Source organism: Bradyrhizobium sp. LHD-71 (genome assembly GCF_031157255.1).
Lineage (GTDB): Bacteria > Pseudomonadota > Alphaproteobacteria > Rhizobiales > Xanthobacteraceae > P52-10.
Genome location: NZ_JAVIFX010000047.1, coordinates 1 through 12891 on the forward strand (window position 1 = coordinate 1; position 12891 = coordinate 12891).

Below are 12891 nucleotides of genomic sequence, written 5' to 3' on the forward strand. Positions count from 1 at the left end.
GTACTTTGCAGCGAGCTCAGAGCGAACTTCGGATTCGATCAGGACACTAGCAAGTTTATGATTCTAGTGTCGTTTATGGATCAGAAATTCGCACGTTGGACTCGCGGCAACGATGGCGCGAATTTCTGATCCACGACACTAGTATGAACTGAGACTCTCGATCGTGCGTCTTGTCCGGCGATCGGTCCGTCAAACGGTCCGCTCTGCCATCGCAATTGCCTGCCGGCGAAATCGGGATATTGTCACATCCACAAATAGAATAGTGTCAGGGAGGCGATGGATGGCAAGGCTTTTGACGGCGGTGGCTGCTCTTCTGATGGCCGCTGCAATTAATCACGCTCAGGCCCAGGACTATCCCGCAAGACCGGTGACCATCATCGTTCCATTTGCAGCCGGTGGACCTGCCGACATAACCGGCAGAATCGTCGCTGACATTCTCAGCCGTCATCTCGGCCAGAAGTTCCTGGTGGAGAATGTCGGAGGGGCCGGCGGCACTACGGGGACGCTTCGCGCAGCTCGCGCCCCTGCGGATGGCTATACTCTTGTGTCCGGTCACCTTGGTACCAACGCGCTGGCGCCGGCGTTCTATCCAAATTTGGGTTACGATCCGCAGAAGGATTTCCAACCGATCGGGCTGACGGCCGAGTATCCCGAGTTGCTGGTCGTCCGCAAAGACTTCCCCGCCAACAATCTCAAAGAGTTTGTCGCCTACGCGAAATCCAACGCGAGCAAGCTCAACGTCGGGCACGCCGGGCTCGGCTCGGTTTCGTATGTCGGCTGTCTTCTTCTCAACTCGGCGATTGGCATCAAGCCGACCCTGATTCCGTTTACCGGCACGGCACCGGTGTTGAATGCGATGTTGGCGGGTCAAATCGATTATGAGTGTGATCCCGTGCTCGGAACCTTGAGCCAGGTGCAGGCAGGCAACGTCAAGGCGCTTGCGATCGCCGCCAAGAAGCGCAGCCCGATACTTCCGGATGTGCCGACCTCCTACGAGCAGGGTCTTCCTGAATTCGACTGCTCTCCATTCTATGGCCTGTTCGCGCCAAGTGGCACGCCGCAGGCGGTTGTTGAGAAGCTTGCGGAAGCGTTGAACAAGGGCCTCAACGAGGAGGCGGTGCAAAAGCGGTTGGCCGATCTGGGCGCTGAGACCATCGAGCCCGGCCGCCGGGGACCAAGAGCTCTCGCGGAACTGATTAAAAGCGAGTCCAACCGGTTGATGCCGATTCTAAAGGCGGCGGCGGAGAAATGAGCACGCGGTCGGTGCAGCCGCCGACCGCGCACGGAGATCGCGAGGGACGCCGAAGGTTAGGCTATCGGTGCGCGAAAAAATCGGCGCGAACAGGCGCAGCCTCGGATGGCGGCACGTCGAGGCGAACGGCGATGTCCTTCAGTTCAGCGCTTGGAGCCGGATAGAGCTTCATGACGAGTGGATCATGCCCCGGGACGATATGGCTCTCGTCCGGTGCGAATGCCATGAGCCGGTCGAAGCCCTCCAGCATTTCACCGATATGCAAAGCAGTCGTAAACGGGCGTTCGCTCGCCATGTTCTCGTAAAAATGGCTGACATCGGAAGCCAGCACGACAAATCCGCGGCGGGTCCTGACGCGAACGAACTGCAGTCCGGCCGAATGACCACCCGCCGCATGCACCGTGAGGCCGGGAGCGAGTTCGGCATCGCCATCGTAGAACAGGACGCGACGCGCATAGTTCAGCCGCACGATCCCGCAAATGTCCTCGACCTCGAACGAATGCGATAACCTTGGATATCGCATGAAGCGCCCGGTGGCGTATGCAAGTTCGCGTTCCTGGAGATGAAAGCGCGCCTTCGGGAATCTGTCGAAATTGCCCGCATGGTCGTAGTGCAAATGGGTGAGGATGACGTCCTCGACCGAGTTCGGATCGACGCCGAAGGATTTGAGCGTCTCGACCGGACAGCGCAGGAATGTGCGCTGTCGCTTCTTCGATACGTCGGCGTTGAACCCGGTGTCGATGACAAAGGTGCGACCTCCACCCTTTGCCAGCCACATGAAGTAATCCATGGGCATCGGGCCGTCATGCGGATCACCGCCGATGAAATGCTCGCTACGCCGCGCGTCGCGGGTGGCATAGCGGATAGCGAACAGTTCGTACTCCTGGTCGGCCATGCTAGCTCCTGAGGGATCGATGGCCGGTCACTTGCCTTCGGCTTCCTTGAAGGCCTCGCGTGCGTTGCGGAAGGCATCGACGCCTGCCGGCACGCCGCAATAGACGGCGACCTGAAGCAAGATTTCCTTGATCTCGTCCTTGGTGAGGCCGTTCTTCAAGGCGCCCTTGACGTGCAACTTCAGTTCATGAGGGCGGTTGAGGGCCCCCAGCATCGCCAGATTGACAATGCTGCGGGTCCGACGGTCAAGGCCGGGCCGCGTCCACAAGGCGCCCCAGCAAAACTCGGTCGACCATTCCGCCATGGTCCGGGTGAATTCGTCGGCGCCCGCGAGCGACTTGTTGACGTAGTCTTCGCCGAGCACTTCCTTGCGGACCTTCAATCCCTTATCGAACAGCTCGCTCATCTCTTGTTCCTTTCATGTTTGAGTGCGGTTCAAGTCAGTGTTGGACACCAGCCTTCATCAGGCTTGTGACGTCGGTAAGCGAATCGAGATGCCAGACACGGTCGATAACGCGATCGACATCCCAATCGCTTTTGCCGAGCCGGGCACAATCACGCAGCTTTGCTTCGATATCGCCGTCTGACAGCGGATCAGCAAGACTGCCCTTTGCGTCCGTCACGGTCTCGCGCAACATTTCTCCTGTCGTCAATCGGATCGTCACGCGCGCTGCACCATCGGGGAGCGAAGCGTCAAGCTCCGCTCGCACCTTTTGGCGCAAGGACATGAGATCAGGCCGAGATACAGCGGCGTCCGAGAATTCCGTCACGCCCGCCGCGCCGAGCAGCAGCGCGCAGGCGACACAATGATGAATGCTGACTCGTGCGTCGCGTTCATTGCGAACCGTTCGGTCCCCGCGCGCCAGCAGCAACGCCGAGCCCTGCACCGTGATCGTCTCGATGTTGCCGATGCGCTGGTCGAGTTTGGCGCGCAATCTGAAACACGCGTCGATGACGGCATGAAAGACGATGCCGGCCGGGTAGGGCTTGTATGTATTCTTCGCTATCTCCCAAGTCTCGCCGAGACCGCCCGTCAAGCGCACAAGGTCGGGTTCGTCACCCATGGCACGGGCCCAGCCGAGCCGTCCTTCAATGGCCCGTGGGGAAGCGGAATAGCCTTCAGCGGCGAGAACCGCCGCAAAAAGGCCATTGCGTGCCGCGTTGCCGACGCTGACATTCTTGGCGGCACTCGGGAGATTTTCGACGATCCCGGCCGACTGACTCGCGGCAATTCCGATCGCGTTCGAAATCTGATCTGCCGAGAGCGCGAGCAGCTTGCCGCAGGCCACAGCGGCGCCGAAGACACCGCAGGTCGATGTGATGTGCCAGCCGCGCGCATAATGACCGGGGGAGACCGCGTTGCCCACGCGGCATTCGATCTCCACGCCGAGAATGAAAGCCGTGAGAACCGCGTGGCCTGGGAATCCCCGCGCCTGTGCCAATGCCAGAACCGGCGCGGCAACCGGTGCCGCCGGATGAATGATCGTATCGAGGTGGGTGTCGTCGAAATCGAGCAGGTTCGCTGAAATCGCGTTGATGAACGCGGCGCTCTGCGCGTCGAGCCGTTCCGTGCGGCCGATGATCGCGGACGTCGCGGCTCCGCTGTACGGCGACAATGCGCGCAATGCCGCGGTGACGGTTAGATCATGCGCAGAACCGAGCGCGGTTGCGAAGAAGTTCAGGATCGAGCGTTTCGCTTCGTGACTTTGTCCTGCGACGTCCGCCCACGTCGTGCTGGCGACGAAGTCAGCAAGCGTTTGGGCGGCGCCTTGCGCTTCATCATGCCGCACTGAGCGAATTCCTCGAGGCTAGTTTTGTCCGATCCTAGTCCGAGCCATCGAACCATGTCGACAGAAATCTTCTGCTTGACAGATTGCCTGACAATCTGGACATTTGGTCGGAGCGGCCAGGGGAAAAACATGGCGGCACCAAGAAACCAAGAACAAAGAAGCGCCTGCGTCTGCGGCGTAACAGGGAGCAAGCCAATGGCAGAAACGATCGGCTTTGTCGGAACGGGCCGCATGGGCGGACCGATGGCCGGCCGTCTGCTCGACGCCGGTTATTCACTCTGCGTCTATGATACGCAGAGCGAAGCGACAAAGTCGCTGGTTGCGCGCGGTGCGCGGCTGGCGAAGTCACCGGCTGAAGTCGCATCCAGCGCCGACATCGTGCTGGCCAGCCTGCCAACGCCGGACATCGTCAAGACAGTCGCGCTCGGTCCAGACGGGATCGTTGCCGGAAATCGCGCCACTATCCTGATCGATCTATCCACCACCGGGCCGGGCGCCGCCAAGGCGATCGCCGAGGGGTTCGAGGCGAGACAGCTGACGCTGGTCGACGCACCTGTCAGCGGCGGTATCAAAGGCGCGGTGAACGGCACGCTTGCGGTGATGGTGTCCTGTCCGCAGGCGACCTATGAGAAGGTTCAACCGATCCTGAAGCACTTTGGAAAGTTGTTTTATACCGGCGACAAGCCCGGCACGGCGCAGACCGCGAAACTCGCCAACAATCTGATGGCCGCGGCGGCCCTGGTGATCACCTCTGAAGCGGTGGCGATGGGCGTCAAGGGCGGCGTCGATGCGAAGGTCCTGATCGACATCATCAATGCCAGCAGCGGCCGCAACAGCGCGTCCGAAGACAAATTTCCCCGCGCTGTTCTCCCCGGTACCTTCGATTTCGGGTTTACCACCGGCCTCTCATACAAGGATGTGCGCCTCTGTCTCGATGAGGCCGAAGCCATGGGCGTTCCGATGGTTTGCGGCTCAGTGGTCCGGCAGATGCTGGCGATCACAAACGCAAAATACGGCGCGTCCTCCGATTTCACGTCGATCGCCAAGGTGCTGGAGGAATGGGCCGGCGTGGAAATGCGCGGCTAGATCAGGTCACTCTCGCGCGGATGGTCGCCATTGACCGGATCAGGCGAGGCATCCTCGGCGCAAAAGCGGTGCACGCAGCGCTTGCCGCAAGTCGCACCGCTCCGGTGGGCTCCGAGAATCTTTTTCACGGCAATAAAGTGTGCCGGCCGTTTGCGGCCGGCATCATGACCGGTAACGGCGAACGGGCAGGGGAGGGTGTGATGACCGGACGGGGGGCTATGAACCGTCGCGCGGTGCGGGGCGGCCGGTGACCCAGGCGCTCGAAGGATTTCTGCAGGCATTGAGCGCTGGCATCCTGATCGGCGCAGTCTATGGCCTGATGTGCGTCGGGCTCGGGCTGATCTTCGGCGTCATGCGGGTGATCAATTTCGCCCATGGCGATTTCATGATGCTCGGCATGTATGCCGCGTTTTATCTCTTCACCGCCCTCGGCGTGCAGGCGGCGTTCGGCAACGCCTTCGGACCATTCGTTGCCATCCTGCTGGCCGGTCCGATCCTGGCGTTGTTTGGTTACGCGATACATCTTGCGCTGATCTCGCGTGTATCGGGAACGCGCACCTCCGCGCTCGAGGGCGAAGGGCACTACGCCCAACTCATTCTGACGCTCGGCATCGCGCTGATCCTGCAGAACGGCGGGTTGATCGTGTTCGGTTCCGTGCTTGCCTCCATCCGCACGCCCCTGTCGAGCTCCGCCTGGGTGCTCGGGCCATTCTTCGACATCAGCATCTTCATCAACAAGGCGCGCGGCATCGACGCTGTCGTGTCCTTCATCGCAATGATACTGCTGACGCTTTTGATCACGCGGTCGCGGATCGGCAAATCCTTGCGTGCTGCGGCCGATAATCCCACCGCGGCGACCTACATGGGAATCGACGTCGACCGTGCGCATCGCGTGGCATTCGCGCTTGGCAGCGGCATCACCGCGATCGCCGGCGGCCTGCTCGCCACCAACTATCCGTTCCATCCCTTCGTCGGCGTGGAATACGTCATCGTCATGTATGCGGGCGTCGTGCTCGGCGGCATGGGCAGCATTATCGGCGCATTCTGGGGCGGCATGACGATCGGCCTCGTCCAGCAGATGTCGACGCTGATACTCCCGACGCAGTTGCAGAACGCTGCAATCTTCGTCGTGTTTCTCCTGATCATCTTTTTCCGTCCCCAAGGCTTCTTCGGGCGTGTGGTCGAGAGGACATGATGATGCAAGGATTGCGATCACTCCTGCCAATTCTTGTTTTCACAGTGCTTTATGCGGCGCTGTCGCTGAGTGTCACCAACTCATACTACCAGCTCGTCATGACACTGGTCCCGGTGTGGGCGATCTTCGGCCTGTCCTGGAACCTGCTCAGCGGCTACACGGGGCTGATCTCATTTGGCCATGCCGCGTTCTTCGGGCTCGGTGCCTACGCAGTCGCGCTCGGTCAGATCTACTTTGATCTGTCGCCCTGGGTACTGATCCCGCTTGCTGCCATCATCGGAGGCATCGCCGGGCTGCTGATTGGCTTTCCGACCTTTCGCCTGCAGGGGCATTACTTCGCGCTGGCGATGCTCGCTTACCCGCTCGCCATCCTCTATGTGTTCGAGTGGCTCGGGTTTCAGGAGATCACACTACCGATCAAGCGCGACGCGCCGATCGCCTACATGCAATTCAGCGATCACCGCTTTTATACATTGCTGGCGCTGGCGATGATGCTCGCCACCATCCTGCTGACACGTGCGATCGAACGATCGCGCTTCGGCATGGCGTTGCTCGCGATCAAGCAGAACGAGGCGGCCGCCGAAGCCGCCGGCATCAACACGCTGGCCTGGAAGCTGCGCGCCATCACTCTGAGTGGGGCCATTGCCGGAGCGGTTGGCGGATTTTACGCCGTCGTGCTGCTGGTGGTGACTCCCCAGTCGGTGTTCGGGATGCTGGTGTCTGCGCAGGCGTTGACGGTGGCCATGTTTGGCGGCGTCGGCACCGTCTGGGGGCCTGTGATCGGCTCGGCGATCCTGATCCCGCTGGCCGAAACGCTCAATGCCGAGGCGGGCTCTCGCTTCCCGGGCATTCAGGGCGTGATCTTCGGGCTGGCGATCGTGTGCGTCATTCTTGTCGCGCCGGAGGGCTTGTTCTGGAAGGTTCGCGACTTTCTGCGCAAACGGTCAGGGCCACAGAAGATGGCAACGCAGACTGCGCCTGATCTGCCGATTGCCGGGAGCACTCTTGCGGCGGCACCGTCACCTCGCGAACGATCACAAGGAAAGGGCGATGTCGTCCTTGAGGTGCGTCACCTGTCGCGCTCGTTCGGCGGATTGAAGGCGGTTCAGGATGTCAGTTTCAAGCTGCGGCAGAACGAGATCCTCGGGATCATCGGCCCCAATGGCGCAGGCAAGACGACGCTGTTCAATCTGCTCAATGGCTTTCTGCGACCGGATAGCGGTGAAATCCTTCTCAACGGACGCGAGATGTCGGGACACAAGCCGCATGAGCTCTGCGAAGCCGGCATCGGCCGAACCTTCCAGATCATGCGTCCGTTTCAGCGCATGTCGATCTCGGACAATGTGGTCGTCGGCGCCTATGTCCGGGCCTCGACGGATGTCGAAGCAAGGCGGCTGGCAGCCGACGCCATAGCCCGCGTCGGTTTGTCGGAGATCGCCGACCGCATTGCCGGCGAACTTACCACCAAGGAGTTGCGGCTGATGGAGCTTGCCCGCGCGCTGGCCGGACAGCCGCGCATCCTGTTGCTGGACGAGACGCTCGCAGGCCTCGGTCATGACGAAGCCAATGAGGTCGTGGCGGTCATTCAACGGCTTGCCCGCGACGGCATGACGATCGCCATCATCGAGCACACGATGCAGGCCATGGTTCGCCTGGTCGACAGTTTCCTCGTGCTCGACCACGGGGCCGTGATCGTGGAAGGCGAACCGGAGGTGGTCACCCGCGACAACCGCGTTATCGAAGCCTATCTCGGCAAAAAGTGGATGGCTCATGCTCCGCATTGAGGCACTGACCGCCGGCTACTCCGCGATCCCGGTCTTGAACGGCGTTTCGATCGACGTCGAGCAGGGGCAGTTCGTCGCGATCGTCGGGCCGAACGGGGCTGGCAAGACCACGCTCTTCAAGACGATTTCCGGCATCGTGCAGCCGAGCGCGGGCAGCATCATGTTCGAGGACCGAGATTTGCTGTCGGTCCCGCCGGCGCAGCGAGCGCATCTGGGCATTGCCCACGTTCCGGAAGGCCGACAGGTTTTTCCCTCGCTCACCGTGATGGAGAACCTTGAAATGGGCGCGATGACCGAGGCCGGCCAGCGCGACTGGAAGCACAACATCGAGCGCATCTTCGAGTGGCTGCCCGTGCTGGCGGAGCGTCGTGGCCAGTTCGCGGGCACGCTGTCGGGCGGACAGCAGCAGATGCTGGCAATCGGCCGTGGCCTCGCGTCGTCGCCCAAGCTTCTGATGCTGGATGAACCGTCGATGGGCCTCGCTCCCACGATTGCGGATTTCATCTTCGAACGGCTGATCGAAATCCGGCGGCAGTCGCGCCTGACGATCCTGCTGGTCGAGCAGCGCGTGGCCGAGGCGCTTGAATCAGCCGACCACGGTTACGTGATCGAGGCGGGCCGTGTCGCACTCGAAGGCAACAATCAGACCTTGCGGGCCGATGACCGCATCCGCAAGGCCTACCTCGGCATGTAACCCTTGCAAGCGATCAACAACGCCATCGGGAGGACGAAGATGGGGCAGGACAATCGACCAAAGACTTCACTGACGCGGCGAACCGTGCTCTCAGGCGCTGCCGCACTGGGCCTGTCGACAGTGGCACGCGCGCAGCAACTGGCCGAGGTCAAGGTCGGGCTGATCGTGCCGTTGTCGGGCATCTACACGCGCCCTGGTCAGGTAATGCGCATGGGTGCGGAGATGGGCGTCGAGCACATAAATGCGCAGGGCGGCATCAAGGCGCTCGGCGGCGCCAAACTGAAGCTCGTCGTCATCGATTGCGGCGACACCACGGAGAAGGCCAAGAACGCTGCACAGCGCATGGTGGCTCAGGAGTCCGATCTGGTTGCGGCAACCGGCGCATATCTCAGCTCTTTCACGCTGGCCGTGACTGAGGTGACCGAACGCGCCGAACTGCCGATGCTGACGCTTTCTTATTCAGACCTGCTGACCGAGCGTGGTTTCAAATTCATCTTCCAGACCGCCGCGCCGGCGAGCCGGCAGTCCGAGCTTGGTCTGCCCGAGCTGATGAAGCTCGCCGAGACAGCCTCCGGCAAGCGCCCGAAGACGGTGGCAATGCTGATGGATAATACGGCCACCTCGGTTGCGACCGCCAAGGCGCTGAAGGAAAAGATTTTCGCGCAGGAGGGTCTTCAACTGGTCGTCGAGGAAGTGTGGACGCCGCCGCTGTCCGACGCGACACCCCTGATCCAGAAGGTCAGATCGGCCCGTCCGGACATGCTGTTGTTCATGCCTAACGCCGTATCGGACGCCAAGCTCGGCCTGGAAAAGATCAACGAGTTCGGTCTTGGTCAGGGCAAGATTCCGACCGTCTCCTTCAGCATCACGATCGCCGAGCCCGACATGCTGCAAAGCGTCAGTACCGACGCGGTGCAAGGTATCATGACGGTCGTCGCCAACTGGGGTTCAAAGGGGCACGAAGCCCTGATCGAAGAACTGAAGGCAAAATACAAAGAGCCCTGGATGACGCAGAACGTCATCTCGACCTATGGCGATATGTGGCTGATGAAGGCAGCGCTGGAACAGGCTGGAAAGGCCGACCGCCTTGCCGTTGCGCAGGCGTTTCGCACCATGGATGACGGTCCTTCGAAATATTATCCTGGCGGTCAGCTCAAGTTCGATGAAAAGGGCCGCCGCGTCGGTGCCGGTGTCGTCATCGTGCAGTGGCAATCCGGCGTGCCGGTCACCGTCTATCCGACCGATCTCGCTCTGGCGGCTCCATTCTGGCCGAAGAAATCCTGATGTAACGCATCTCGCACTCTCAGGGAGGACTCGTCATGCCAAAGACTAACCGGGCCGCATTGACGCGGCGCAGCCTGCTCGCCGGCGCGTCCGCCGGACTGGTCTCGTCTCGTGTGTGGGCGCAGCAACCTTCCGAGGTCAAGGTCGGACTGCTGGTGCCGGTCTCGGGCCTCTATGCGCGTCCCGGCACAGTCATGCGCCACGGCGCCGAGATGGCGGTGGAGCACATCAACGCGCAAGGCGGCGTCAGGGCGCTCGGCGGCGCCAAGCTCAAGCTGGTCGTGCTTGATTCCGGAGACACCACGGAGAAAGCCAAGAACGCCGCGCAGCGCATGGTCGCCCAGGAGCCGGGCCTGGTGGCGGCGAGCGGCGCCTATCTCAGTTCATTCACGCTGGCGGTCACCGAGGTCACGGAGCGCGCCAATCTTCCGGTCCTGACGTTGTCTTACTCCGACCTCATTACCGATCGCGGCTTCAAATACATCTTCCAGACCTCGGCGACGGCGGGGTCGCAGGCAAGACAGGCTCTGCCGCAGATCGTGAAGCTGGCAGAAACCGCGTCCGGCAAAAGGCCAAAGACCGTTGCAATCGTCACCGACAACACCGCGGCATCCGTTTCCTCTGCGAAGGCGATGCGAGATGGCCTGCTTGCGGAAAACGGATTGCAACTGATCGTCGACGAAACGTTTACTCCGCCGCTCGCCGACGCCACCTCTCTCGTTCAAAAAGTCCGGTCGGCGAGGCCTGATCTTCTGTTCTTCCTGCCGACCGTGATCTCCGATGCCAAGCTGCTGCTTGAGAAGATGAACGAGTTCGGGCTTGGCCAGGGCAAGATCCCAACCATCTCGTTCGGGATCGCCATTGCCGAGCCCGACATGTTGCAGACGGTAAGCCCGGAGCTGCTGCAGGGTCTGCTCACCTGTGTTGCGAGTTGGGGTGCCAAGGGCCACGAGGCGCTGATCGCTGAGCTCAAGACCCGCTACAGGGAGCCCTGGATGACGCAGAACGCGATCTCCACCTATGGCGACATGTGGGTGATCAAGGACGCGCTTGAAAAGGCGGGCAAAGCTGACCGGGTCGCGGTTGCTGAGGCGCTGCGGTCCATGGATGCCGGGCCGTCCAAGTATTATCCGCTCGGCGAAATCAAGTTCGACGAAAAGGGGCGTCGGATCGGCGCCGGCATGACCATCGTGCAGTGGCAAAGCGGTGTGCCGGTGACAGTCTTTCCCCCGGAGCTGGCGCTTGTCCAGCCGCTCTGGCCGAAAAGCTAGGAGCGAGACGTGATGCTGAAGGGCAAATGGGCTCTCGTGACCGGGGCAGGGGCCGGCCTCGGACTGGCCGTGGCCGAAAGCCTGGGCAGCGCGGGCGCCAACATTGTGCTGCATGATCTGGTCGAACCGGTGCATGCGGCAGACCGCCTTCGTTCGCAGTCTGGCGGCGACGTGATCAGCGTCGCTGCCGACCTGTCGCAGCGGGCTTCGATCGAGGCGATGGCGGCCGAGTTGCTCGGGCGCGTCGGTGCCGTCGATATCCTGGTCAACAACGCGGTGGTTCGGCATTTCTCGCCGATTGAACACTTCTCTCCTGAACGGTGGGAGGAAGCACTGGCCGTCAATCTGTCGGCCCCTTTTCACCTGATCCGTCTCTTGCTGCCTGCAATGAAGGAGCGGCGCTGGGGACGCATCCTCAATATGGCTTCCATCTATTCAACACGCGCCGTGGCGGACCGCGTCGACTACGTGACCACCAAGACAGCGATCCTCGGCATGACTCGTGCCGTGGCGATCGAGACGACCAGGAGCGGAGTAACCTGCAATGCGCTCTGTCCCGGCACGCTGCCCACACCGGCTATTGAACGCAAAATCGCCGAAATCGCTGTTAGCCAAGGCCGTTCGGTCGACGAGACGAGAAGCGATTACCTGTCGAGCCGGCAGCCCACCGGACGGTTTGTCGCCATGGAAGGCGTCGGCGCGATGGCTGCCTTCCTGTGCAGTCCGGCGGCGCAGGACATCACAGGGGCGGCGCTTCCTATCGACGGAGGCTGGTCTATCGCATGAGCATTATCGCCCAGGGCGCAACTTCAGCGATTGCGAAGATGCTGATTCTGCCGGCAAATCGGTACGTGAGCGGTGCCGACACGAGGCGATAGAGACATGGAAAAACGCGCTGAACTGCAATCCACCCTGCGGATCGAGGACGTTCCGACCGTCCGCGCGATGGTCGCGCAAAAACTGCGTGAGGCAATCATGTCGGGAACATTGAAGCCGGGCCAGCGGCTGGTGGAGCGAGACCTCTGCGAAATGACCGGTGTCAGCCGACCATCGATTCGCGAGGCGCTCCGGGCGCTGGAGGCCGACGGGCTCGTCACGACCGTCCCGCATCGCGGTCCGGTGGTCAGCACCATCAGCCTCGAGGAAGCGAAGCAGCTTTATGCGGCACGCGCCCTCCTGGAAGGATTTGCCGGCCGCGAATGCGCGCGTCTGCGCGATCCCGATGTCGTGCGCAGGATCGGGGAGGCTTTGGCCAGGTTGAAGGCCGCCTTCGCCAAATCCGATATGACGGCAGCGCTTGAAGCCAAGACCGACTTCTATGCGGCGCTGATCGGCGGCTGTCAGAATGCCTTCGTCGAGCGCATGCTTCGGCCCTTGCATGATCGCATTACGCTGTTGCGAATTACCTCGATGTCGCAGCCGAAGCGGATCAACAAGAGCCTCCGCGAAGTCACCGCGATCTGGCGCGCGATCCAGAGCGGCGATCCCGACCTCGCCGAGCAGTGCTGCGTTGACCATGTGAAGGCCGCTGCCGTGGCTGCACTCAGCATGATCGAGCGATCATCCGCGGCGAAGAAGGCGGATGCAGATGAATGAGCGATTCTTATCCTGAGTGTTTCCAAGTCCACGAGGCCGACGGGA

The 12891-nt window shown here is 61.6% G+C and carries 12 protein-coding genes; 9 read left to right on the forward strand and 3 right to left on the reverse strand.

Features of this window, described 5'->3' with window-relative positions; all coding sequences use genetic code 11:
- Positions 1-280: 280 nt before the first annotated feature.
- Positions 281-1252: a tripartite tricarboxylate transporter substrate-binding protein gene (locus tag RCO31_RS32760; protein ID WP_308972579.1), complete on the forward strand. Its 972-nt coding sequence runs from the start codon at positions 281-283 to the stop codon at positions 1250-1252.
- Positions 1253-1313: 61 nt separating this feature from the next.
- Here RCO31_RS32760 and RCO31_RS32765 read toward each other — a convergent pair whose 3' ends face one another.
- Genes RCO31_RS32765 through RCO31_RS32775 form a run of 3 tightly spaced genes read right to left on the reverse strand, consistent with a single transcriptional unit; the run spans position 1314 to position 3936 of the window.
- Positions 1314-2147, reverse strand: coding sequence for an N-acyl homoserine lactonase family protein (locus RCO31_RS32765; RefSeq protein ID WP_308972580.1), 834 nt, complete (start codon positions 2145-2147; stop codon positions 1314-1316).
- A 27-nt stretch (positions 2148-2174) separates the two neighbouring features.
- Complete coding sequence (locus RCO31_RS32770; RefSeq protein WP_308972581.1) at positions 2175-2552, reverse strand: carboxymuconolactone decarboxylase family protein; 378 nt, start codon at positions 2550-2552, stop codon at positions 2175-2177.
- Between the two features lie 34 nt (positions 2553-2586).
- The gene (locus tag RCO31_RS32775) at positions 2587-3936 is read right to left on the reverse strand and encodes an MmgE/PrpD family protein (protein WP_308972582.1); all 1350 of its coding nucleotides are present in this window, start codon (positions 3934-3936) and stop codon (positions 2587-2589) included.
- A 129-nt stretch (positions 3937-4065) separates the two neighbouring features.
- Here RCO31_RS32775 and RCO31_RS32780 point away from each other — a divergent pair, with 129 nt between their 5' ends.
- From RCO31_RS32780 to RCO31_RS32815, 8 genes are all read left to right on the forward strand, one after another.
- Positions 4066-5022 carry an NAD(P)-dependent oxidoreductase gene (locus RCO31_RS32780; protein ID WP_308972583.1) on the forward strand — a complete coding sequence of 319 codons (957 nt, stop codon included), beginning with the start codon at positions 4066-4068 and terminating at the stop codon, positions 5020-5022.
- Between the two features lie 247 nt (positions 5023-5269).
- Complete coding sequence (locus tag RCO31_RS32785) at positions 5270-6217, forward strand: branched-chain amino acid ABC transporter permease (protein ID WP_308972584.1); 948 nt, start codon at positions 5270-5272, stop codon at positions 6215-6217.
- Positions 6214-8001, forward strand: coding sequence for an ATP-binding cassette domain-containing protein (locus RCO31_RS32790; protein ID WP_374991569.1), 1788 nt, complete (start codon positions 6214-6216; stop codon positions 7999-8001). The genes RCO31_RS32785 and RCO31_RS32790 overlap by 4 nt, the downstream gene beginning before the upstream one ends.
- Positions 7988-8695 (forward strand): ABC transporter ATP-binding protein, encoded by a 708-nt coding sequence (locus RCO31_RS32795; protein ID WP_308972586.1) that lies wholly within the window; start codon positions 7988-7990, stop codon positions 8693-8695. Before RCO31_RS32790 ends, RCO31_RS32795 begins: the two co-directional genes overlap by 14 nt.
- A gap of 39 nt (positions 8696-8734) precedes the next feature.
- Positions 8735-9979, forward strand: coding sequence for an ABC transporter substrate-binding protein (locus RCO31_RS32800; protein ID WP_308972587.1), 1245 nt, complete (start codon positions 8735-8737; stop codon positions 9977-9979).
- Between the two features lie 35 nt (positions 9980-10014).
- Positions 10015-11250 carry an ABC transporter substrate-binding protein gene (locus RCO31_RS32805; protein WP_308972588.1) on the forward strand — a complete coding sequence of 412 codons (1236 nt, stop codon included), beginning with the start codon at positions 10015-10017 and terminating at the stop codon, positions 11248-11250.
- Between the two features lie 12 nt (positions 11251-11262).
- Positions 11263-12036 carry an SDR family oxidoreductase gene (locus tag RCO31_RS32810; RefSeq protein ID WP_308972615.1) on the forward strand — a complete coding sequence of 258 codons (774 nt, stop codon included), beginning with the start codon at positions 11263-11265 and terminating at the stop codon, positions 12034-12036.
- Positions 12037-12132: 96 nt separating this feature from the next.
- Positions 12133-12846 (forward strand): GntR family transcriptional regulator, encoded by a 714-nt coding sequence (locus tag RCO31_RS32815; protein WP_308972589.1) that lies wholly within the window; start codon positions 12133-12135, stop codon positions 12844-12846.
- Positions 12847-12891: the final 45 nt, after the last annotated feature.

Coding starts and splice junctions, on each gene's coding strand:
- RCO31_RS32760 (WP_308972579.1), top strand. CDS start 281: ATGGCAAGGCTTTTGACGGCGGTGGCTGCTCTTCTGATGGCCGCTGCA.
- RCO31_RS32765 (WP_308972580.1), bottom strand. CDS start 2,147: ATGGCCGACCAGGAGTACGAACTGTTCGCTATCCGCTATGCCACCCGC.
- RCO31_RS32770 (WP_308972581.1), bottom strand. CDS start 2,552: ATGAGCGAGCTGTTCGATAAGGGATTGAAGGTCCGCAAGGAAGTGCTC.
- RCO31_RS32780 (WP_308972583.1), top strand. CDS start 4,066: ATGGCGGCACCAAGAAACCAAGAACAAAGAAGCGCCTGCGTCTGCGGC.
- RCO31_RS32790 (WP_374991569.1), top strand. CDS start 6,214: ATGATGATGCAAGGATTGCGATCACTCCTGCCAATTCTTGTTTTCACA.
- RCO31_RS32795 (WP_308972586.1), top strand. CDS start 7,988: ATGCTCCGCATTGAGGCACTGACCGCCGGCTACTCCGCGATCCCGGTC.
- RCO31_RS32800 (WP_308972587.1), top strand. CDS start 8,735: ATGGGGCAGGACAATCGACCAAAGACTTCACTGACGCGGCGAACCGTG.
- RCO31_RS32805 (WP_308972588.1), top strand. CDS start 10,015: ATGCCAAAGACTAACCGGGCCGCATTGACGCGGCGCAGCCTGCTCGCC.
- RCO31_RS32810 (WP_308972615.1), top strand. CDS start 11,263: ATGCTGAAGGGCAAATGGGCTCTCGTGACCGGGGCAGGGGCCGGCCTC.
- RCO31_RS32815 (WP_308972589.1), top strand. CDS start 12,133: ATGGAAAAACGCGCTGAACTGCAATCCACCCTGCGGATCGAGGACGTT.